Origin of the sequence: Rhodococcus sp. P1Y (assembly GCF_003641205.1) — a bacterium.
Classification (GTDB): Bacteria; Actinomycetota; Actinomycetes; order Mycobacteriales; family Mycobacteriaceae; genus Rhodococcoides.
Map to the genome: position 1 here is coordinate 5,753,593 of NZ_CP032762.1, position 20,872 is coordinate 5,774,464.

General features: G+C 63.3%; 20 protein-coding genes. 6 read left to right on the forward strand and 14 right to left on the reverse strand.

Going from position 1 to position 20,872, the window contains the following annotated elements; translation table 11 throughout:
• Position 1: 1 nt before the first annotated feature.
• Positions 2 to 766, forward strand: a complete 765-nt coding sequence (locus tag D8W71_RS26715) for an SDR family NAD(P)-dependent oxidoreductase (RefSeq protein WP_121118142.1) — start codon at positions 2 to 4, stop codon at positions 764 to 766.
• Positions 763 to 1,527: a crotonase/enoyl-CoA hydratase family protein gene (locus D8W71_RS26720; protein WP_121118144.1), complete on the forward strand. Its 765-nt coding sequence runs from the start codon at positions 763 to 765 to the stop codon at positions 1,525 to 1,527. Before D8W71_RS26715 ends, D8W71_RS26720 begins: the two co-directional genes overlap by 4 nt.
• 74 nt (positions 1,528 to 1,601) lie before the next feature.
• Here the strand turns inward: D8W71_RS26720 and D8W71_RS26725 are convergent, their stop codons facing one another.
• Genes D8W71_RS26725 through D8W71_RS26750 form a run of 6 tightly spaced genes read right to left on the reverse strand, consistent with a single transcriptional unit; the run spans position 1,602 to position 6,975 of the window.
• Entirely contained in the window at positions 1,602 to 2,432 is an 831-nt protein-coding gene (locus D8W71_RS26725; RefSeq protein WP_121118146.1) for a mycofactocin-coupled SDR family oxidoreductase, read from the reverse strand.
• A complete protein-coding gene (locus tag D8W71_RS26730; RefSeq protein ID WP_121118148.1) occupies positions 2,429 to 3,145 on the reverse strand; it encodes an ABC transporter ATP-binding protein in 717 nt (238 codons plus the stop codon). Before D8W71_RS26730 ends, D8W71_RS26725 begins: the two co-directional genes overlap by 4 nt.
• Complete coding sequence (locus D8W71_RS26735) at positions 3,129 to 3,956, reverse strand: ABC transporter ATP-binding protein (RefSeq protein WP_121118150.1); 828 nt, start codon at positions 3,954 to 3,956, stop codon at positions 3,129 to 3,131. Before D8W71_RS26735 ends, D8W71_RS26730 begins: the two co-directional genes overlap by 17 nt.
• The gene (locus tag D8W71_RS26740; RefSeq protein WP_121118152.1) at positions 3,953 to 4,885 is read right to left on the reverse strand and encodes a branched-chain amino acid ABC transporter permease; all 933 of its coding nucleotides are present in this window, start codon (positions 4,883 to 4,885) and stop codon (positions 3,953 to 3,955) included. Before D8W71_RS26740 ends, D8W71_RS26735 begins: the two co-directional genes overlap by 4 nt.
• On the reverse strand, positions 4,882 to 5,772 hold the full coding sequence (locus D8W71_RS26745) for a branched-chain amino acid ABC transporter permease (protein ID WP_121118155.1): 891 nt from the start codon (positions 5,770 to 5,772) through the stop codon (positions 4,882 to 4,884). Before D8W71_RS26745 ends, D8W71_RS26740 begins: the two co-directional genes overlap by 4 nt.
• A 39-nt stretch (positions 5,773 to 5,811) precedes the next feature.
• Positions 5,812 to 6,975, reverse strand: a complete 1,164-nt coding sequence (locus tag D8W71_RS26750; protein WP_121118157.1) for an ABC transporter substrate-binding protein — start codon at positions 6,973 to 6,975, stop codon at positions 5,812 to 5,814.
• Positions 6,976 to 7,194: 219 nt separating this feature from the next.
• Here D8W71_RS26750 and D8W71_RS26755 point away from each other — a divergent pair, with 219 nt between their 5' ends.
• The 3 genes from D8W71_RS26755 to D8W71_RS26765 are packed head-to-tail and all read left to right on the forward strand — an operon-like array spanning position 7,195 to position 10,054.
• Positions 7,195 to 8,124, forward strand: coding sequence for an alpha/beta hydrolase (locus D8W71_RS26755; protein WP_121118159.1), 930 nt, complete (start codon positions 7,195 to 7,197; stop codon positions 8,122 to 8,124).
• Positions 8,125 to 8,135: 11 nt separating this feature from the next.
• Positions 8,136 to 9,737, forward strand: a complete 1,602-nt coding sequence (locus D8W71_RS26760; RefSeq protein WP_121118161.1) for a flavin-containing monooxygenase — start codon at positions 8,136 to 8,138, stop codon at positions 9,735 to 9,737.
• 11 nt (positions 9,738 to 9,748) lie between these two features.
• Complete coding sequence (locus tag D8W71_RS26765) at positions 9,749 to 10,054, forward strand: EthD family reductase (protein WP_121118163.1); 306 nt, start codon at positions 9,749 to 9,751, stop codon at positions 10,052 to 10,054.
• A gap of 55 nt (positions 10,055 to 10,109) precedes the next feature.
• Here D8W71_RS26765 and pyrE read toward each other — a convergent pair whose 3' ends face one another.
• The 6 genes from pyrE to clpB form a co-directional block, all read right to left on the reverse strand.
• Positions 10,110 to 10,649, reverse strand: coding sequence for an orotate phosphoribosyltransferase (gene pyrE / locus D8W71_RS26770; protein WP_121118165.1), 540 nt, complete (start codon positions 10,647 to 10,649; stop codon positions 10,110 to 10,112).
• Between the two features lie 56 nt (positions 10,650 to 10,705).
• A complete protein-coding gene (locus D8W71_RS26775; protein ID WP_121118167.1) occupies positions 10,706 to 11,278 on the reverse strand; it encodes a LemA family protein in 573 nt (190 codons plus the stop codon).
• Positions 11,279 to 11,343: 65 nt separating this feature from the next.
• Entirely contained in the window at positions 11,344 to 12,156 is an 813-nt protein-coding gene (locus tag D8W71_RS26780) for an SDR family NAD(P)-dependent oxidoreductase (RefSeq protein ID WP_121118169.1), read from the reverse strand.
• Between the two features lie 58 nt (positions 12,157 to 12,214).
• Positions 12,215 to 13,267, reverse strand: coding sequence for a hypothetical protein (locus D8W71_RS26785; protein WP_121118171.1), 1,053 nt, complete (start codon positions 13,265 to 13,267; stop codon positions 12,215 to 12,217).
• A gap of 32 nt (positions 13,268 to 13,299) precedes the next feature.
• Positions 13,300 to 14,274, reverse strand: coding sequence for a DUF5666 domain-containing protein (locus tag D8W71_RS26790; protein WP_121118173.1), 975 nt, complete (start codon positions 14,272 to 14,274; stop codon positions 13,300 to 13,302).
• Between the two features lie 77 nt (positions 14,275 to 14,351).
• The gene (gene clpB, locus D8W71_RS26795) at positions 14,352 to 16,898 is read right to left on the reverse strand and encodes an ATP-dependent chaperone ClpB (RefSeq protein ID WP_121118175.1); all 2,547 of its coding nucleotides are present in this window, start codon (positions 16,896 to 16,898) and stop codon (positions 14,352 to 14,354) included.
• Positions 16,899 to 17,075: 177 nt separating this feature from the next.
• Here clpB and D8W71_RS26800 point away from each other — a divergent pair, with 177 nt between their 5' ends.
• The gene (locus tag D8W71_RS26800; RefSeq protein WP_121118177.1) at positions 17,076 to 18,239 is read left to right on the forward strand and encodes an FAD-binding oxidoreductase; all 1,164 of its coding nucleotides are present in this window, start codon (positions 17,076 to 17,078) and stop codon (positions 18,237 to 18,239) included.
• 10 nt (positions 18,240 to 18,249) lie between these two features.
• Here D8W71_RS26800 and D8W71_RS26805 read toward each other — a convergent pair whose 3' ends face one another.
• Positions 18,250 to 19,797, reverse strand: a complete 1,548-nt coding sequence (locus tag D8W71_RS26805; RefSeq protein ID WP_121118179.1) for an acyl-CoA synthetase — start codon at positions 19,795 to 19,797, stop codon at positions 18,250 to 18,252.
• 24 nt (positions 19,798 to 19,821) lie between these two features.
• On the reverse strand, positions 19,822 to 20,847 hold the full coding sequence (locus D8W71_RS26810; protein WP_121118181.1) for an LLM class F420-dependent oxidoreductase: 1,026 nt from the start codon (positions 20,845 to 20,847) through the stop codon (positions 19,822 to 19,824).
• Between the last annotated feature and the right edge of the window lie 25 nt (positions 20,848 to 20,872).

A 20,872-nucleotide genomic window follows, 5' to 3' on the forward strand; every position in this document is an offset into this window, starting at 1 on the left:
CATGGATCTCACCAATTCGTCCGCAGTCGTCACGGGCGGGGCGTCCGGCCTCGGACTCGCGACGGTCAAGCGATTCGTCGCGGCAGGCGTCAACACCGTCATCGTCGATCTGCCGCAGTCCGCAGGCAAGGACGTCGCACAGGAACTCGGAGATCTGGTCCAGTTCGGCCCCGCCGACGTCGCCGATCCCGACGCCGTCGATGCGGCATTGGATCTCGCCGAAGCTCGGGCTCCCATTCGGTCCGTCGTGCACTGCGCAGGCCGCGGCGGAACCGTTCGGGTCGTCGAAAAAGACGGCACACCAGGCTCTCTGGAGCTCTACACCTCGCTAATCCAGACGAACCTGATCGGCAGCTTCAATGTCCTCAGGCTCGCAGCAGCTCGGATGGTCCGCAACGAACCGGTCGACGGTGAGCGCGGCGTCGTCATCATGACGGCATCCGTCGCAGCATGGGAAGGTCAGATCGGCCAGATTCCGTATGCGTCGGCCAAAGCCGGTGTTGTGGGCATGACGTTGGTTGCGGCTCGTGATCTGTCTCGAAAGTTGGTTCGCGTCAACAGTATTGCGCCCGGAATCTTCGACACCCCGATTCTGTCCCGATTCTCCCAGGAAATTCGCGACGGCTTGGCGGCGCAGATCCCGCACCCAGCGCGCCTCGGCGACGCCGACGAATACGCCAAGCTGGCCCTGCACATCGTCGACAACGCGATGATCAACGGTGAGGTCATTCGCCTGGACGGCGCGATCAGAATGCAGCCACGATGAGTGCGCTGGTCAGGGTCGAGCAGATCGAGGGTGTACAGGTCGTCACGATCGCCCGGCCCGAGGTCCGCAACGCGATCAACACCGCCACTGCGCAGGCCATCGCCGACGCCATGGACGAGCTCGACGCGCGCGACGATCTCGTCGCAGGCGTCATTGCCGGCGAGGGCAAAAGTTTTTGCACCGGAATGGATTTGAAGGCATTCCTTGCCGGCGAGAAACCGTCGATTCCGGGGCGGGGATTCGCGGGCGTCGCGGAGACTCCCCCGGCGAAGCCGTTGATCGCCGCTGTCGAGGGCCACGCAATCGCGGGCGGTTTCGAGATCGTGCTTGCCTGTGATCTGGTGGTGGCGTCCGAGACTGCAATTTTCGGACTGCCCGAGGTCAAACGCGGATTGCTCGCCGGTGGCGGTGGATTGCTCCGGCTGCCCGACCGTGTCCCGCGCGCGCTTGCCGTCGAATGGTGTCTCACCGGTGATTTCATCAGCGCGCAGGAGGCCAAGGATGCCGGACTGATCAACCGGCTCACCCCAGCGGGAGATGCACTGGAGGTCGCGCTGGAACTGGCGAAGAAGATCGCGCAGAACGGCCCGATGGCTGTGCGGGCGACGAAGGAAATCATCACCAAGGCCCGCGACTGGTCCAACGACGAGCAGTTCGCCGAGATGTGGAAGATCTACGAGCCTGTCAGAAGCTCGGAAGACGCCCGCGAGGGCGCGTCGGCGTTCAAGGAGAAACGGGCTCCGGTCTGGAAGGGGCGGTAGTTCGGCGGCTCCGCCGCCAGTGGCGTGGATAAGTGCCCCCTGGGGGCCCTAACCACGCCACTGGTGCGGAGCGGCTACTTGACGAGGACTCCGGCATCGACGGGAATGGAAATACCTGTTACGTAGCGTGATTCGTCGCCCGCCAGGAAGAGCACCGCGTTGCTGACATCGTCAGGCTCGACATACGGAATGTCGAGTACGTGCATGTCGTGCAGGAGCGGAACCACCTGTTCCCGAGTGGGTGCTTCCTCGTCGGGAAGAAACAGCTTGTAGATCGCATCGTTCAACAGCATCCGAGTCTCGACGTTGGTCGGATTCACCGTGTTGACCCGGATGTTCTGCGGGCCCAGCTCGTTTGCAAGGCTCTTCATCAACCCAAGGACACCGTGCTTGGCGGCTGTGTAGTGCGCGTTGTACGGCAGACCTTTCGTGCCCGCGACGGAGCTGATGAGAACCATCGAACCTCCGTGGCCACCGGCCAGGACGTGCGGAGTGGCAGCCGTCGTCGTGTTCCACACGCCGGTGAGGTTGGTATCGATCATGTTGTGCCAGTTCTCGGCGGACAACTCGTGTGTCACGCCGCTACCCGCAATTCCGGCATTGGCGACCACCACGTCGAGTCGGCCGAGCTCACCGACAGCAGAATCTACGGCTGCTCGTAGCGCGTCGAGGTCGCGGACGTTGGTCTTCGACGCCACGATTCGGCGATCGAGTTTCTCGACCAAACGCGCCGTCTCGGCCAGGTCGTCCTCCGTCGCAAGGTCGTATCCGACGGTGTCGACGTCCTCGCATGCGTCCACTGCGATGATGTCGGCGCCTTCGGCGGCGAAGCGCAACGCATGGTTGCGACCTTGCCCGCGGGCAGCGCCGGTGATCAGGACCACCTTGCCACTGAATCTGCTCATGCGCCCAACGCCGCCTCTCCCAGAAACGCCAGGACGACCGAGGAGTGCGAGCGTGCTTCCTCGGCACTACCGGAGTACACGGACTCACCACGATTGACCACGACGACATCGTCGGCGACACGCAGTCCTGCTTCGGCGTTCTGCTCGACCATCAGCACCCCGAGCCCGCGGTCACCGATCTCTCGCACACTGGCCATGACGGTGTCGACCACCGCAGGCGCGAGGCCCATCGACGGCTCGTCCATCATGATGTACTTCGGATCGGACATCAGCCCGCGTCCGAAGGCGAGCATCTGCTGCTCACCGCCGCTCAGCAGGCCAGCGGGCCCGTCCTTGCGTTCCCTCAGAATCGGGAACAGCTCGTACGCCAGCTCTGTGTTCTTCTCGCGTTTCTCCTTGGTCGACGTGTACCCCCCGATGCGTAGGTTCTCGGCGACGGACAACGACGCGAACACCTGCCGCCCCTCGGGGACGAGCGAAATACCTTTGCTGACCACCCGGTGAGCTTTCACACCGACCAACGACTCACCGTCGAGAACGATCGATCCTGCCGTCGGCTCCACCAAGCCAGCAATGGTACGAAGCGTCGTACTCTTTCCCGCACCATTTGCGCCGAGTACCAACGTGATTCGTCCCGGTTGCACGGTGAGACCGATATTCGTGACCGCGCTGACCTTGCCGTACTGGACGTGGAGATCACTGACTTCGAGCATCCTGTGCTCCTCGCTTCCCGAGATAGGCTTCCTGCACGCTGGGTTCGCGCACAACGTCCTGAGGCTTCCCCTGTGCGATCAGAACGCCGAAGTTCATGGCAATCAACGTGTCGCACGTGTCGACCATCATCTGTACGTCGTGTTCGACGAGCAACTGTGTGAGCCCCTCCTCGCGAAGCTTCTTCAGCAGGGCGGAGACATCCTCGCGTTCGGTCTTGTTCATGCCGGCAGTGGGCTCGTCGAGCAGAAGAAGCCGGGGAGACATCGCAATTGCCCTGGCGATCTCCACCCGACGTTGCAAGCCGTAGGACAGCTCGCCTGGCCTGACGTCCTCCAGCCCCGTCAGACCGGTACGCTCCAGAGCCTCGGCGACCGCGTCCTTCGACCGCTTCAGAAGAACCTTTCGACCGACGATCCGCTCGCGAAACCCGCCGTCCTCGGCACCGAGATCTGCTCCGAGCGCGACGTTCTCGCGGACCGTCAGATCCGGGAGCAACCGGACTGTCTGGAACGTACGTGCGATACCGAGCTTGGCGACCCTCTGCGGGGACACTTTCGCAAATGCCTCGCCCTCGAATGTCAAGGCACCGCGCGTGAGTGGGGTCAACCGTGTGATCGCAGCCAAGAGGGTGCTCTTGCCGGACCCGTTCGGTCCGAGGATGCCGAAGATCTTCCCTCGGGTGATGTCGAACGAAATGCCGTCGACGGCTTTGATTCCACCGTAATGCACCGCGACATCGTCGATTCCGAGCACAACATCGGCTGTGGCGTGGCTAGCGACAGTCTCTCGTGACACTGCGTCGGTCGTCATGCTTTCTCCCCTGTTTGAGCCAGGTCGAGTTCCTCGGCCGTACCGCCGGTTTCCTTCTCCCCTGCGACACCTGCCAGCCGTTTGGCCTTGGACTTTCGAATCAGATCCAGGACGGTTCCGTAGATCCCGCCCGGTACGTAGACGGCCGCGATCGCCACAATGATGCCGTAGACGATGGCCTGGTACTGCCCGACGATTTCGAGGTAGTACGGCAACCACGTGAAGATGATCGCGCCGATGACGATTCCCAGCCACGAGCGTCCACCACCGACGATGATGATCGTCAAACCCAGCACGACGAGTGGGAATCCGATGCTCTCCGGTGCCACCGTGGTACGGAGGAGCACGTTGATCGCGCCACCGAGGGCACCGATGAACCCGCTGATCACGAAAGAGCTGATTCGGTACCGCGAGACGTTGACGCCCATGGACGACGCCAGCTCGGGATCCTCGCGAACGGCATCGATACGCCGTCCCAGACGCCCCCGCTCGCTCAGTGCCAGTAGCGCGACGACGAGCACGGTGATGGCAATGATGTGACCGATGGTCAACTGCGGAAACGCGAGTGCGCCGAACAGTCCGACGGAGGCTCCGGTCAACGTCCCACCGTTGTGGGCGACGACGGTGATGATCAGGTCGAACGACACCGTTGCCATTGCCAGGTAGAGCCCGTTGAGCCGTTGCACCAGCAGCGCGAGCAGAAAACCGATCAGCCCACAGATGATCATGATCGCCGCGATGGCTGCAAAAGAGCTGAACCCGTAGCGGATGACGAAGATTGCCGCTCCGTACGATCCAAGACCGTAGAAGCCTGCGCCTGCAAAGGAGAACACACCCATGCGCAGCTGAACCTGGATACTCAGCGCCAGCAGCAGAACGGTGAACGTGCTCTGGAACAGAACGATGTGCGAGAAGTAGAACTGACTCATACCCGTCGCACCTCCTTACGGCCGAAGAGACCCTGCGGGCGAAGCAGCAGGACGAGGAAGATCATGCCGAAGCACACGGCGTCGACCCATCCACCGCCGGTGAATCGCAACACCAGAGTCTCCGACAACGCCAGGATGTAGGCGCCCGCGGCAACACCGGCCGTGCTCCCGACGCCACCGAGGATGATGACGGCGAATGCCTTGATCAAAAGCGTCTCACCGCTTTCCGGGGTGATGGCGCCGAGATTGAACGTGAGGAGAGCCCCCGCCAGGCCTGCTAGACCTCCGGCAAAGGCCATGGTGGACAGGGAGAGCTTTCGACGGTCGACTCCCATGAGCGCCGCCGTTTCGGCGTCGACACCGATGGCCCGGAGCGCCAGTCCTGCCATGGACTTGCGTAGCCATATCGCCATCCCGACCGTCAGAATCACGGCGGACAGCACGATGATCACACCGGTGTTCGAGATTCGAAGGCCGAAGAACGAGAACACCTTCACTGCGTAGGAGCTGTTGGAGAAGCCGAACGGCTCGGACTTGGTGACATACTGGGCGATCGCGAGTGGGATGGCGGCAACGCCGATGCCGCCTATCAAAATCTGTAGCTCTGCAATCCGATGAGTCTTCGCTCTCCTCAGAATCGGTTGGAATGCAAGCACTTCGATGGCCGTGGACAACAACGCACCCACGAGCACCGACACAGCAATGACGCCGATCATCGGCAATTGTTGGTCTTTGACCACCAGGTAGCCGACGAACCCCGCGAACATGAAGATCGCGCCGTGCGCGAAGTTGAGGATCCCGACGGTGCCCCACACGAGGGACATGCCGAGACAGAACAGGACATAGATGGATCCGAGTATCGCCGCATCGATGAGTGTCTGACCCATGGTTTCAGATCACCTCTCCCCGTGAACGTTCGGTGATCGTCATTCCGCGAGCAGCCCTTCCGCGGTGCCGTCCCACTCGACGACGACTCCGGCGACCCGCTGGTCATTTCCTTCGAACGTCACCGGCCCGACGGCACCGTCGAATCCAGCTGCGGCGACGGCGTCGAGACCGTTCTTGACGTCCTCGCGCGAGGCGCCGCCCGATTCCTTGATGGCCCTGGCGATCATCCATGCCGCGTCGTAGCCTTCGGCGGCATAGTTGAGCGGGTTCTTGCCGTACTTGGCGTTGTACGCCTCGACGAAGGAAACCGAGGACGGTGCGGTCTGAAGGTAGTTGAAATCGGTCGCCCAGAACATCCCTGCACCTGCCGGCCCTGCGGGAGCGAGGTTTCCGGCGCCTGCGGCCGGGTTCCCGACGGCCGGGCCGTCGAATCCTGCCTGACGCAGCTGCGACATGGCGGTGGCATTCTGTGCGCCGACGAGGAGGAACACCACAGCGTCGGGCTTCTCTCCGACGATCTTGGTGATGGTCGACGCGAAGTCTTGCGTCGTGGACTGCACGCTGGTGCTGGAGAGAATTTCCAGGTCCTCGCTCTCCTGCATGGCTGGGAGCTGCTTTTCGGCGATTTCTGCCAGCGTCGGCTGGCCTGCGTTGTAGAGCACGCTGATTCGTTTGGCGCCGAGAGTCTTCAGATGGTCGATCGCTTTGGGGAAGTACGTTTCCTGCGGCGCAGTCGATCGGAATGTGTAGTCGCCGATGACAACCCCTGCACTTCCGGACTGGGTGAACACGACGGGAGTCTTCGACGACTCGGCTATCGGTGCTACTGCGACCGACTGTGCACCGGACACGGTGCCGAGGATGGCGGCGACGTTCGGGTTCGCAATCCCTTCGGTCACTTGACTCGCAGCGGTCTGGGCGTCGCCCGCGGTGTCACGACTGTCGAGCTTCAGCGTGGAATCGCCGAGGAACTTCTGATCGTTGATCTCGTCGACGGCCAACTCGATTCCTTCTAGCTGCGAGCCCCCGACGTACGCGAGCGTTCCGGTCTTGTCCGTCGTGGAGAGCACGGTGATCTCGGCAGGCATCTCCCCCGAGGCTGTTGCACCGGTTGGTCCTGACCCACTACACGCTGCCATGGACAGCATGGCTCCGGTCAGCCCGAACAGGACCAGTCTGCCGGGACCCGTGGTGAACTTCATGACTCCTCCTATTTCATGGCAATGATGCGCATGAACTCGTGATCGGTGTCACAGTAGAACCAAATCGGACGGTTGTCCAGATCACACGTGGCGGCGAAACCACAGCTGGAGCTATCGCAAACACGGACGGTTGCGGCGAATGATTATCAGTGTTTAGAGTGAGGTGCATCACCTGAACGGACACCGTCCGTAATTAGAGCACTTCGAAGGAGTCATGCCATGGCACTCGACGACGCCACAGCCGCGTTCCTCACCCAAGCCGCCGAAGGTGGCGGCAAAGCGCTGCACGAGATGACGCCTGACGAGGTCCGCGCGATGAACGACACCTTCATCGACCTCTACGGCCCCGGCCCCGACATGCACTCAGTCGAAAACACGACAGCGCAGGCCGCCGACGGTTACCGAATCCCCGTACGAGTGCTGACACCAGCGGATTCGCCACGCGGCGTGCTCGTGTATTTCCACGGCGGCGGATGGGTCGTCGGGACTCCCGATCAGTTCGACACCCTGGCGCGGCGCCTAGCTGTGGAGACAGGATGCACCGTCGTGCTTCCCGACTACCGTCTCGCACCGGAGAACGTCTACCCCACCGCGGCCGACGACGCATGGGATGTATTGCAGTGGGCGGCATCTCGCTTCGGTTCGTCCTTGCCGCTCATGGTGGGCGGTGACAGCTCGGGTGGCAATCTCGCGGCAGTGGTCGCTCAGCGCGCCGTTCGGGAGAACGGACCGACCGTGTCGCTGCAAGTCCTCGTCTACCCGGTAACCGATCACGACTTCGAGAACAGCTCGTACGCCGACCCCGCCAATCAGCTCATGCTCGACAAGGCGTCGATGGTCTGGTTCTGGGATCTCTACACGCCCGATGCGACCGTTCGCAGCAACTGGGACGTGTCCCCCTTGCATGCAGAGGACCTGTCGGGGGTTGCCCCGGCGGTGGTGTTGTTAGCCGAACACGACGTCCTTCGCGTCGAAGGTCAGGCCTATGCCGAAAAGCTCAACGCCGCCGGCGTGCGCGCGGAGATGAAGGTGTTCGACGGACAAATGCACGGGTTCTTCCAGTTCGTCAACATCCTTCCAGGCGCGGACGCCGGTATCGCATACGTCGGCGAGTCCGTTCGTGCCCATCTCTCATCTGCTGTGGTCTGAAAGGAATCCCAATGAGCACAACCGATTTCGATTCCGTCGTCATCGGCGCCGGCTTTTCCGGTGTCTACATGACGCACAAGCTCGAATCTCTCGGCCTCTCGGTCCGAGGTTACGAGGCCGCCGAAACCGTTGGTGGTACGTGGTTCTGGAACACATATCCCGGTGCACGATGCGACTGCATCAGCATGGAATACGCGTTCACGTTCTCACAGGAGATCATCGACGAGTGGGAATGGACGGAGCGCTATCCAGCCCAACCGGAGATCCTGAGGTATATCGACTTCGTCGCGAACAAGCTGGATGTCAAGAAGCACTTTCGGTTCGGAGTACGCGTCGAATCAGCGGTGTGGGACGAGGACACATCGCGTTGGACGGTCGGCACCGACGCCGGTGAATACGTCACGGCGAAGTACTTGATCACCGCGGCCGGATGCCTTTCGACGTCGTCGACACCTGATTTCGCGGGTCTGGACGCCTACGAGGGTGAGACGATCCACACCAGCGCGTGGCCGCGTGACGGATTCGACTTCGCGGGCAAACGGGTAGGTGTCATCGGCACCGGATCTTCTGGTGTGCAGGTAATTCCGAAGATCGCCGAGCAGGCCGAACATCTGACGGTCTTCCAGCGCACACCCGCCTTCAGCCTCGACTGCGGCAACCGGCCACTGACCGAAGACGAGAAGCAGTCCTTCCGAGCCGACATCGAGAACTTCAAGGTCGCGTCGAGGGCATCCGGAGGCGGTCAGCCAGTCGACACGCTCGAGGTCAACACGTTCGACCACTCCGAGGAAGAGCGTCTGGCCGTGTTCGAGGAACGGTGGAGTCGCCATCGTGCCATAGATCTCATCGCTGCCTACCCGGACCTGCTCAGCAATCGTGAGGCCAACGACACGATCGCCGAGTTCTTCCGCGGCAAGATCCGATCCGTCGTCGAGGACCCGGAACTTGCCGAGGCACTCTCACCTCGTGAGCATCCGCTGGGAGCGAAGCGAATCACACTCGATACCAACTACTTCCAAACCTACAACCGCGACAACGTATCGCTCGTCAGCGTGAAGGATGCGCCGATCGAAGGGTTGACTCCGACCGGGCTGAAGACCGCAGACGCCGAGTACCCTCTCGACGTCATAGTCTTCGCCACCGGTTTCGACGCAATCACCGGACCACTGTTGAAGATCGACATTCGAGGCCGTAACGGAAAGTCACTGCAGGACAAGTGGACCGACGGTCCGAGCACGTACCTCGGCATTGCCGTCGACGAGTTCCCGAACCTGTTCACTTTGACCGGACCTGGTAGCCCCAACGTGTTGACCAACGTGGTCTGCGCCATCGAACAGCACGTCGAGTGGACGGCGGACACCGTCGCGCACCTGGAGTCGATCGGCGCCACCACATTCGAGGCGGACGAGACCGCGGCGAAGGAATGGACAACGCAGGCAATCGAACTCGCTGACACCACGCTCTACCCCGAGGGCAACTCGTGGTACACCGGCGCCAACATTCCCGGCAAACCTCGCGTGATCATGTCCTATGTCGGCGGACTCAACGTCTACCGAGACATCTGCGACGACGTCGCAGCCAAGGGCTACGAAGGCTTCACGATCACCCATTAGAAGGAGTTCCCATGTTTCGCATCAGCATCGCCTACAACCATCCCGACAACCCCGATGCGTTCCTCGCGCACTACCGCAGCGTGCACGCGCCGTTGACCGCGAAGATGCCCGGCATCATCTCGTTCGAGTGGGGCGTGTCCGAGACTCTCGACGGATCGACGCCGGCCCATTTCGTCGTCGGCAATCTGAACTTCCCGTCCAAGGAGGACGCTATCGCCGCCCTCGGATCCGAGGAGGGCAAGGCGGGCGCGGACGACATGCCCAACTTCGCCGGTGCCGGCTTCGTCATGGATATGCACGAAGTCGAGGTCGCCTAGTGGTGTGGTTAGGTGCCCCCTGGGGCACCTAACCACACCACTGGCGGCAGAGCCGCTACAGGCCCAGATCGGCCAATCCGAGGAGCGAGCGGTACTCGAGCCCCTCGGCAGCGATGACCTCGTCCGCGCCGGTCGCCCGGTCCACGACGGTCGCGACGCCCACCACGGTGGCCCCAGCGTCACGGAGCGCCTTGACTGCGGTGAGCGGCGAATTCCCGGTAGTAGTCGTGTCCTCCACCACCAGTACTCGCTTCCCGACGATGTCGGGTCCTTCGATCTGACGCTGCATTCCGTGCGCCTTGGCCGCTTTCCGTACGACGAAGCCGTCGATCGGCCGACCCGCCGCATGGACGATCGACAGCGCAACCGGATCGGCGCCCATCGTCAGGCCGCCCACGGAATCGAACTCCCAATCCTCGACGAGCTCCCGCATGAGCGAGCCGATCAGCGCACTGGCGCGATGATGAAGCGTCGCGCGTCGCAGATCGACGTAGTAGTCGGCTTCCTTGCCCGAGGACAACGTCACCTTGCCGTGTACTACGGCGAGTTCACGAACCAGCTCGGCCAATTCGGTGCGCTGGGCATTGTCGGCCATTGCGGTTCCCTTCGATCGATTCGGTCCATGAATCTACCGACAACGATTCCGCCGAGCTACGCGGGCACGTCCTCGGACCTTCCGTCGACGGCAACTGCGGCGTGCTCGACGAACGGTTCGGGGGACGTGACCTTGAGAACCTTCGCCATCGGCTTCGTCGCGAACGACGTGCGAAGCAGTGACAACTTGTACGCGTTGTCGTTGTAGACACGCACGGCTCCGGCTATGCGCTTCTCCGTCGTCTCCAGGTCACTGGCAGGTCCCTGGAATGCCCAGTTCGACCGCAGTTTCGGATGAGCATCCGCTTCGGACAGAACAGCATGGACGGCAGCGGACAGCGCGTTCTCCGCCGCCGCCTGCGCGGGCAGCCCAAGACCGCGGTCGCGGACAGCCTTCGACCACGACCGGGCGCCGACGAGCTGGCGGACCAAGTCCTGGTCGAGCCCTGAGGATTCGACAGCGGCGATGAACGGCTCCAACTGCACGTGACGGCGATCCAGTTCGACTGTCACCAGCTGTCTGCTGGCCGCGGTGTTCGAACGGAATCGCCTCACTCGCCGTTCGACACTCGCCGCGTAGGCGAGAACTGCAAGAACGAGGATCAGTGCCACGATCACCAAAACAGTCACAAGGTTTGAATTTATCGGGGTTGATCGACACTCGCTCGCAGGCTCGCCCGGGAATGCCGCGGAAGTTAGGTCCGTCCGCGTCCGCGACCGACCAGATTGGTCAGCTTCCGCACCACGCTCGTGGGCACCTTGGTTCCGACGGCGGTGAGCACCTTGTACTGAGCACCGGGAACGCTGATGACCTTGCCCTTGCCGAGATCACGCATCGACTCGCGCACCACCTGCTCGACGTTCAACCACATGAACCGCGGGATCGTCGACATCTCGATGCCCGCACGTTGGTGGAACTCCGTCTTCACGAACCCTGGGCACAGCGCCTGTACCTGGACACCGGTGCCTGCAAGTCCTCCGGACAGGCCTTCCGAGAACGAGATGACGTACGCCTTGGACGCCGAATAGGTCGACCCGCGACCGGACAGGATGCCCGCCACACTCGCGACGTTGACCACGGTCCCCTTCGCAGCCGCGACCATCGACGGCAGAGCTGCACGGGTCAACTGCATCACTGCCGTGACGTTGACGTCGAGTTGCGACTGCAACAGATCCGGCTCGGCCGTCCAGAACTCGCCCGACGTACCGAACCCCGCGTTGTTGACGAGAAACTCGACGCCGCGGTGAAGGCGTTCTGCAACCGCGTCACGTCCCGACTGCGTGGACAGGTCGACGGCGATGATCTCCGAGTCCGCGCCGAACCTGATCCTCAGATCGTCCGCCAGTGCCCGCAGTTTGAGTTCGTTGCGCGCAACGAGGACAAGGTCGTAGCCGCGTGCGGCCAGATGGTGAGCGAACCCGCCGCCGAGACCCGATGTCGGGCCGGTGACGAGTGCTACCGGACGGACAGTGACTGGGGACGCTGGTTCGATCTGTTCGGCGGTCATGGAGAAGAAGGCTACGGGCTCGAGGTGACGCCTGTGGAAGCTCGGTTCGACAAGGCCGTCAGGAGTCGCTGGGCCGCCTATTGATGGGTGTTGGGCGGCTGGGCGGTTCGGCGCGAGAGACTGGCGACTGCCGGGGGGCAGGCCGGGATCCAGGCGCGGAGAGGTCGGGAGCCGAACGAAGAGGCGGGCGCACATCCGGGCGGCGTCCATCGGGCCCTGACCCCTCACGACCTGGCCCCTCACGCCCTGGAACCTCACGCCCTGGAACATTGCGGCTTGGAGTGTCGCGGGTGGGGGCATCGCGGCGAGGAGCATCGCGGCCGGCTGTGTCGCGGCCCGACGTGTCGCGGCCTGATGTATCGCGGCGGGGAGCATCGCGGCTGGGCTCCGGTGGGCGCGCCGAACCGGTGTCTCGACGGCGTCCGTCGTCGTTGCCGAGATTCTGTCTCCCGCGACGCTCCTGAGGTGGCGCCGACGCCCTCGCCGATCGGGACGATGACCCGGCAGCGGGCGGCAGCACGTGCAGCATCCCCGACAGCCGCGCGACGGCGTCGATCGCAGAATCCCAATCGCGCCCGGTGCTTCCCAGCGGCAGCGACCCGAGCGTCCAGTCGTTCTCACTCCAGATCAACGCCAGGTTTGCAGGTACTGATTCGGTGAACGCCGCCATTCGTTGATCGCACACGCGGCGGGCGACATCGATGTCGGTCGCAAAAACGACGCGGGGTCCGATCGAGCCGAGCAATTCCATGTCGGCTTCGCGAGGGGGCGGTGTCGACTTGAGACGGAGATCGATGTCCACACCGGAACCGACCGGCCGCTGGACTGCGACGATGGTCGCCGTCTCTTCGACGTCGAAAAGCACGAACTTCTCCCCGCGCCTAACGCCTCGCACGAGATCCACCGCAGTGGTGTGCTCCGGTTTGGCCAACGCCGCGCGTCCGAACTGCAACACGATGGCCTCGTCGTACGACGAGTACGTATAGCCCTGCGCCTTCGCCCACATCTGCCGCACCCGACCCACCTGGTCGCGCCGCGAGCGGTCGATATACAGAAGGGCGACTGCACCCACGAGGGCGATCGCTGCAAGTCCGAACCACATAGCCGTCATCGAACCCCAGCTTATAGTGCCCCTCCGGTTATCTATCCTCCGAGATCCGGCGTTTCGACGATGACGTCGGCAGTGATGGTCCCGTCCTGCATCGGACTGCCGTTGACAACGACCAGCGACCCGACCTGTAGCGACGATGCCTCGAACCCAGACAACGAGAGCACCTGCGTCTGCGGGGTGATGAGTACGGTCACCGGAGCACCGTCGATTCCCTGAATCGTCAGGGTCGAACCGTCGATCGTGGTGATGGTGCCGATCGCGGCTCCTGCACCGCCGAGAATTTCGGGAATGCCACCGGGAACCAATCCGCCGGACGTGGTCGGGGGCGCCAGCGGCGACTGACTCTGGGGCACCGTCGGTAGAGGCGCGAAGGACGTTGTCGGCGGACGGGAGGCCGTGGTCGGCTCAGCTCGTTGATTCGTGACGACGAGAATTCCGGCCAGCACGATGACGCCGAGCGCCGCAAGTGCCACCAAAGCGACGATCCATTTACGGGACGAGTTACCGCCCGGTCCCGGATCGCCCGCGGCGTAGGGCATCTCGCCGGTCTGGCTCGGTGGCCCATAGTTCTGAGTGGCGCCATAGTTCTGAGTGGCGCCATAGTTCTGGGAGGCGTAGTTCTGGGCGGCGTAGTCCGGTCCGCCATACTGCTGATTCGGATCGTAGGCCGGAAACACCTGCGTCGGGTTCGGTTGCTGCGAACCCGGATACGGCTGCTGGGGGATGCCGTACTGCTGGGGGTTCCCGTACTGCTGCGTGGGGTACTGCGCCGTCGGTTGATCCGGGTACTGCTGCCCACCCGGGTACTGCTGCCCACCCGGGTACTGCTGGCCACCCGGGTACTCGGGGGCGACCGGGTACTGCTGGGTCGGCTGGTCCGGCAGCGGCCCGGAGTCCGGGTAGGCCTGCCAGGCCTGGGTGGAGGGCTCGGAGTCCGGGCGGTCCGGCGGTGGGTTCGCGGTGCCGTCGTCCCACGACCGGTCGCGAGGATCATCCGGAGAAGTCATGCACCGAGGGTACGTCGCGCAGAAGGCCCACCGGCAGCGGCCGGTGGGCCTTCTCTTTGTCGTATGCGGCGCTAGCCCTAACCCAGGACCAGACCGTCCCCGTCTGCGGAGATATTGACCGGAACGACGTCGCCGTCGCGGACCTCACCGGCGAGCAGCAACTTCGCCAGCTGATCCCCGATCGCCTGCTGGATCAACCTGCGCAACGGACGAGCGCCGTACAGCGGGTCGTATCCGCGGGCAGCCAGCCAAAGTTTGGCGGGCGAGGTCACGTCGAGTGTCAGTCGGCGTGCCGCGAGGCGCTTGGCGAGGAAGCCGAGCTGGATGTCGACGATCGACTCCAACTGGTCCTCGGACAAGGCGTCGAACACCACTACGTCGTCGAGACGGTTGACGAACTCCGGCTTGAACGACCGCCGGACCGCGTCCATGACCTGCTCTCGCGTTCCGCCCGCGCCGAGGTTCGACGTCAGGATCAAGATCGTGTTCCTGAAGTCGACGGTGCGGCCCTGACCGTCGGTCAATCTGCCCTCGTCGAGGACGGCGAGCAGAATGTCGAACACGTCGGGGTGGGCCTTCTCGACCTCGTCGAACAGCACCACCGTGTACGGACGCCTGCGTACCGCTTCGGTGAGCTGTCCGCCTGCCTCGTAGCCCACGTAACCGGGGGGTGCACCGACGAGTCGCGCCACAGCGTGCTTCTCGCTGTACTCGCTCATGTCGATGCGGACCATCGCGCGTTCGTCGTCGAACAGGAAGTCCGCGAGTGCTTTCGCGAGCTCGGTCTTTCCGACGCCGGTGGGACCAAGGAACAGGAACGAGCCTGTCGGACGGTTCGGATCGGCGACGCCTGCCCGAGCTCGCCGGACGGCATCGGACACCGCTTGTACGGCGTCTTTCTGCCCGACGACACGCTTACCGAGCTCGTCCTCCATCCGCAGCAGCTTGGCGGTTTCCCCTTCGAGCATCCGACCTGCCGGGATGCCCGTCCACGCTGCGACGACGTCGGCTACGTCGTCCGGCCCGACCTCCTCCTTGAGCATGAGGTCGTCTTGCGCGACGGTTGATTCGGTCTTCTGCGCGAGTTCCTTCTCCAACGTCGGGATTCGGCCGTACCGGAGCTCGGCAGCCTTGCCTAGATCGCCGTCGCGCTCGGCCCGCTCGGACTCCCCGCGCAGGTTCTCGAGCTCCTCCTTGAGAAGGCGCACCGAGTCGATGGCGTTCTTCTCGTTCTGCCAGCGTGTGCTCAGTTGGGTGAGCTTCTCCTGCCCGTCGGCCAGTTCTGCACGCAGCTTCTCGAGCCGTGCCTTCGACGCGTCGTCGGTCTCCTTCTGCAGGGCCATCTCCTCGATCTCGAGGCGCCTCACAGCTCGTTCGACCTCGTCGATCTCGACGGGACGCGAATCGATCTCCATGCGGAGTCTCGACGCGGCCTCGTCGACCAGGTCGATTGCCTTGTCCGGCAGGAACCGAGACGTGATGTACCGATCGGAGAGAGCCGCCGCGGATACGAGCGCGGAGTCCGTGATGCGGACACCGTGGTGCACCTCGTACCGCTCCTTGAGACCACGCAGGATGCCGACTGTGTCCTCGACGGACGGTTCGCCGACGTACACCTGCTGGAATCGACGCTCGAGCGCTGCGTCCTTCTCTATGTACTTGCGGTACTCCTCGAGCGTTGTCGCACCGACCAAGCGGAGTTCACCGCGCGCGAGCATCGGCTTGATCATGTTGCCCGCATCCATCGCCGACTCGCCGGTCGCGCCTGCGCCGACGATGGTGTGGAGCTCGTCGATGAAGGTGATGACCTGGCCTGCGGAGTTCTTGATGTCGTCGAGAACCGCTTTGAGCCGCTCTTCGAATTCACCTCGGTACTTGGCACCAGCGACCATCGAACCCAGATCCAGCGATACGACGGTTTTGCCGCGCAAGCTCTCCGGCACGTCGCCGGCGATGATGCGCTGAGCGAGTCCTTCGACGATGGCGGTCTTGCCGACGCCGGGCTCACCGATGAGAACCGGGTTGTTCTTGGTGCGGCGCGACAACACCTGCACGACACGGCGAATTTCCGTGTCACGGCCGATGACCGGATCGAGCTTGCCTTCGCGGGCCTGCTCGGTCAGGTCGGTGCTGTACTTCTCGAGCGCCTGGTAGGTGCTCTCGGGGTCGGCACTGGTGACGCGTGCGCTGCCGCGAACCGTCTGGAAGGCGTCGCGCAGCTCGTTCGGGCCGGCGCCGTGGCCGGTCAGGAGCTTGGCTACGTCACTGTCGCCCGTCGCCAGGCCCACCATGAGGTGTTCGGTGGAGACGTACTCGTCGTCGAGCTCGGTGGCGAGGTGTTGAGCTGCGGTGATGGCGGCGAGCGCTTCACGGCCGAGTTGCGGCGTCGTGGTGGACCCTGTTGCAGACGGAAGCCGATCGACGAGCGTCCGAGCTTCACCGCGCACCGTCGCTGGATCGACGCCGACGGCCTTCAACAGGGGGGAGGCGATGCCGTCGGTCTGATCGAGCAACGCCACCAACACATGCGCCGGACGGATGTCCGGGTTTCCGGCCGCGGATGCGGCCTGCAGAGCAGCACTGAGCGCCGCCTGCGTCTTCGTGGTGGGGGTGAAACTGTCCACCGGTCACCTGCTTTCTACTGGAGAGAACTTGATGTCGGTGTGTACAACGTAGCAAGAGTTGAGTCTGTTCCGCTCAAGTTAGAATTTCTCAGGATTCTTCTGTGGCCTGCGGTGCACATACGGGATACTCTCGTCCGGTCTACTTTGGAACCGTCCAGCTACGGTGGGGGTTGATTGATGCTCAGTGCACAAGCAATCTCCTTGGTTCGTGCCGGTTTCAAGTCCGTTTTGGCTGCTGAGGATGGGCCGGCCCAGTTGGCGCGGTCGTTCTATGCGCAACTGTTCGTCGAGAATCCCGAGTTTCGCGCCTTCTTTCCCGCGTCGATGGACCAGCAACGTGACCATTTCGTTCGCGCACTGGCACACGTCTTCGACAATCTCGACAAAGACGAACGGGTCGCGGAGTTCCTTCAGCAACTCGGACGCGATCATCGCAAGCACGGTGTCGACGGGTCCCACTTCCGGGCCGGTGCATCGGCTTTGATCGCCGCGTTCCGCAACTTCGTCGGCAACGAGGTGTGGACGGATGAGGTCGAGGACGCATGGCACGAGACTCTGGCACTCGTCACCGACAACATGGCCGTCGCCGCCGACTCCGACGAACTACCGCCGTATTGGGGCGCGACCATCGTCGAACATCAGCGAGTGCTCGACGACCTGGCGATCATCAGGCTCCAACTCGACGAGGGCATTCATTACTTCCCCGGCCAGTACGTCAGCGTTCAGATTCCGCAGCGCCCGAAGTTGTGGCGCTACCTATCCCCTGCGATCCCGTCCAACCCGCAAGGCGAGATCGAGTTCCATGTCCGACGCGTCTCCGGCGGTTGGGTGAGTCCGGCAATGGTGACCGAGTCGGTCGTCGGTGATCGATGGGCCGTGAGTCCACCGTTGGGTGGATTCCAGGTCGACCGAAGCATCGACGAGGACGTATTGATGATCGCCGGTGGCACCGGCCTCGCCCCGCTGCGGGCGCAGATCATGGACATGGCTCGGCGCGGAAAGAATCCGCGCGTCCATCTGTTCATGAGCGGGACCTATCCGCGCGACCTGTACGACGCGCAGACCCTGTGGCAGTTGTCTCTGTCCAACCCCTGGCTCACAGTCGTCCCCGTCACCGAGGAGGACGAGGATCCGTGGTGGCATTCCGGTCCGACGCCCGAGCTGCCGTGGGGAATGCATCATCGGTTGCACGGGTCCATCGGGAAGGTCGTCACCCAATTCGGTTCGTGGGCCGACCGACAGATCCAGATCTGCGGATCCCCGGCGATGGTGCGCACGACGCTCTACGCCCTGCGCAAAGTCGGCACGCCAATGGAGCACGTGCAACACGATCCGCTGTAGGCAGCTCCGCCTAGATCTTCGCCCGACCCTGCCAGTACGGATCGCGGAGCTTGCGCTTGTACAACTTTCCGTTCGGATCGCGGGGCAGTTCGGCTGAGTAATCGACGGACTTCGGAAGCTTGAATTTCGCGAGCCGCTCGCGAGCGAACACCATGAGCTCCTCGGTCACTGCGTCGCTCGGTTCGATCCCGGATTCCAGCTGCACGACCGCTTTGATCTCTTCACCCCAATCTGCATGTGGCACACCGAATACCGCGATATCGGCGACCTTCGGATGGGTTATGAGTTCGCCCTCGATCTCGGCGGGATAGATGTTGACGCCGCCAGAAATGATCATGTCGGACTTGCGGTCACACAGAAACAGATAACCGTCCTCGTCGAGGTAGCCGATATCCCCGAGCGTGAACAGATCTCCGACGCGTGACTCCTCGGTCTTGGCCTTGTCGTGGTGGTATTCGAAGCTGGAGCCCCCCATTCGCATGTAGACCTGTCCGGGTTCGCCGGCCGGAAGTTCACTTCCGTCGTCGCCGAGAACCTTCACCACGGAGTTCGGCCACGCGGTGCCGACAGATCCCGGTTTGCGCAGCCAGTCGCCTCCCGAGATGACGGTTCCTCCGCCTTCGGTCGCCGCGTAGTACTCGGTCACGACCGGGCCCCACCAGTCGAGCATCCGACGCTTCACTTCCCGCGGACAGGGCGCAGCACCGTGGATCATCACCCGCAGTGAGGACACGTCGTACTTCGCGCGAACGTCCTCGGGCAACGCAAGCAACCGATGGAACTGAGTGGGAACCATGTGACTGTGCGTGACGCGGTGCCGGTCGATGAGCGCGAGCATTTCCTCCGGATCCCACCGATCCATCAGAACAGCTTTGTGGCCCAACTGAATCGAAATGGTCACGAAGTTCAACACCGCCGTGTGATAGAGCGGTGAACCGCAGATATGGACGTGATCGTCGAACGGTGCAATCCCGAAAATCGAAAAGAACCCACTCGACGCAAGAGGTACCTGGTCCGGGTCCGCGCCGGTGAGCGGACGTCGGACGCCTTTGGGCTTTCCGGTGGTTCCCGACGTGTAGAGCATCGGCCCGCCGGTGGTGCGGGTTTCGGGTAAAGCGTCGGACTCCCCCAGGTCCTGTAGCGGAGTGAAGCCCTCGATCTCACCGACCGAAAACCGATTCTCGACGCCTGATTCCGCCGCGGCCACCGACGCCGCTTCCGCGAAACGATCGGACGCCACAAAAGCTTTGGCCTCGCTGTCCTTCAGGATGTACGCGACCTCGGGTCCGGTGAGGTGCCAGTTCACCGCGACGATGTAGAGCCCGGTCTGGAAGGCTGCGAAGTAGAACGCCACGAGATCTGCACTGTTGTGCAGCATCATCACGACACTGTCGCCGGGTCGAAGACCGAGGTCCTGAAGCCCACGGCCGTATCTGTTTGCGTCGGAAACCAATTGGCCGTAGGTCCACGAGCGACCGTCCGGATCGACCAATGCGCTCCGTTCCGGTTCCTCGGCGGCGATGTTCCAGAGTCCACCCGTACGCGTCGCAGTCGTCATGCCTCAAATCTAGAACGTGTTCTACTACTTGAGCAAGGCCCCGAGCTCGTGGATTCGCGCCACGCTGTCCGCGGTCACCAACAACATGGTCACGCCCGCGTCCTCCCAGCGCTTCACCTCGCCGCGCACATGGTCGGCGTTTCCGATGATCATCGTCTCCGCCACCATCTCGTCGGGCACGAGAGCCGCGGCCTCCTCCTTGCGGCCGGACATGAACAACCGTCCGATCTCTTCGACCTCGGCGTGATACTCCATGCGCTGGTAGACCTGCGCGTGGAAGTTGAGTTCCGGTGCGCCCATGCCCCCGACGTAGAGAGCAATCGTCGGCTTCATACGAGCTATCGTCTCGACCCGATCATCGGTCAGCACCACCTGGCACGTCGCAGCGATCTCGAAGTCCTCTCGGCTGCGACGTGCACCCGGCCGCGCGAACCCCTCGTCGAGCCACTCGTCGTACATCGGCGCAAGACGGGGTGAGTAGTAGATCGCGAGCCAGCCGTCGGCGATCTCCGCTGTCAGCGCTACGTTCTTCGGACCCTCTGCACCGAGCCAGATCGGCAGGTCGGCGCGTAACGGGTGGGTGATCGGCTTGAGCGCCTTGCCGAGCCCCGTGCCTTCCGCGGGTAACCGATAGTGAGACCCCTCGCTCGTCACCGGAGCTTCGCGCGCCAGGACTTTTCGCACGATCTCGACGTACTCGCGGGTGCGCGCCAACGGCTTGGCAAATGGTTGCCCGTACCAGCCCTCGACGACCTGCGGACCGGACACCCCGAGCCCGAGAATTGCGCGCCCACCACTGAGGTGATCGAGCGTCAGAGCATGCATCGCGCAGCTCGTCGGCGTGCGAGCAGACAGCTGGGCCACCGACGTGCCGAGCCCGACCCGTGACGTCCTCGACCCCCACCACGCGAGCGGGGTGAAGGCGTCCGATCCCCAGGATTCGGCCGCGAAGATCGCCGAGAACCCGGCAGCTTCCGCCGCGTCGACCAGTTCACCCACGCCCGAAGGCGGCTGCGCACCCCAATAGCCGAGCTGTAATCCGAGCTTCATTTTCTTAGCCCTCCATCCGACTGGT

Bases quoted from the DNA above. Each gene is read 5' to 3' on its own strand.
- D8W71_RS26760 (WP_121118161.1), top strand. From the start codon at position 8,136: ATGAGCACAACCGATTTCGATTCCGTCGTCATCGGCGCCGGCTTTTCC.
- D8W71_RS26745 (WP_121118155.1), bottom strand. From the start codon at position 5,772: ATGGGTCAGACACTCATCGATGCGGCGATACTCGGATCCATCTATGTC.
- D8W71_RS26800 (WP_121118177.1), top strand. From the start codon at position 17,076: ATGCTCAGTGCACAAGCAATCTCCTTGGTTCGTGCCGGTTTCAAGTCC.
- D8W71_RS26715 (WP_121118142.1), top strand. From the start codon at position 2: ATGGATCTCACCAATTCGTCCGCAGTCGTCACGGGCGGGGCGTCCGGC.
- D8W71_RS26805 (WP_121118179.1), bottom strand. From the start codon at position 19,797: ATGACGACTGCGACGCGTACGGGTGGACTCTGGAACATCGCCGCCGAG.
- D8W71_RS26730 (WP_121118148.1), bottom strand. From the start codon at position 3,145: ATGCTCGAAGTCAGTGATCTCCACGTCCAGTACGGCAAGGTCAGCGCG.
- D8W71_RS26810 (WP_121118181.1), bottom strand. From the start codon at position 20,847: ATGAAGCTCGGATTACAGCTCGGCTATTGGGGTGCGCAGCCGCCTTCG.
- pyrE (WP_121118165.1), bottom strand. From the start codon at position 10,649: ATGGCCGACAATGCCCAGCGCACCGAATTGGCCGAGCTGGTTCGTGAA.
- D8W71_RS26780 (WP_121118169.1), bottom strand. From the start codon at position 12,156: ATGACCGCCGAACAGATCGAACCAGCGTCCCCAGTCACTGTCCGTCCG.
- D8W71_RS26790 (WP_121118173.1), bottom strand. From the start codon at position 14,274: ATGACTTCTCCGGATGATCCTCGCGACCGGTCGTGGGACGACGGCACC.
- D8W71_RS26750 (WP_121118157.1), bottom strand. From the start codon at position 6,975: ATGAAGTTCACCACGGGTCCCGGCAGACTGGTCCTGTTCGGGCTGACC.
- D8W71_RS26740 (WP_121118152.1), bottom strand. From the start codon at position 4,885: ATGAGTCAGTTCTACTTCTCGCACATCGTTCTGTTCCAGAGCACGTTC.
- D8W71_RS26725 (WP_121118146.1), bottom strand. From the start codon at position 2,432: ATGAGCAGATTCAGTGGCAAGGTGGTCCTGATCACCGGCGCTGCCCGC.
- D8W71_RS26720 (WP_121118144.1), top strand. From the start codon at position 763: ATGAGTGCGCTGGTCAGGGTCGAGCAGATCGAGGGTGTACAGGTCGTC.
- D8W71_RS26755 (WP_121118159.1), top strand. From the start codon at position 7,195: ATGGCACTCGACGACGCCACAGCCGCGTTCCTCACCCAAGCCGCCGAA.
- D8W71_RS26735 (WP_121118150.1), bottom strand. From the start codon at position 3,956: ATGACGACCGACGCAGTGTCACGAGAGACTGTCGCTAGCCACGCCACA.
- D8W71_RS26765 (WP_121118163.1), top strand. From the start codon at position 9,749: ATGTTTCGCATCAGCATCGCCTACAACCATCCCGACAACCCCGATGCG.
- D8W71_RS26785 (WP_121118171.1), bottom strand. From the start codon at position 13,267: ATGACGGCTATGTGGTTCGGACTTGCAGCGATCGCCCTCGTGGGTGCA.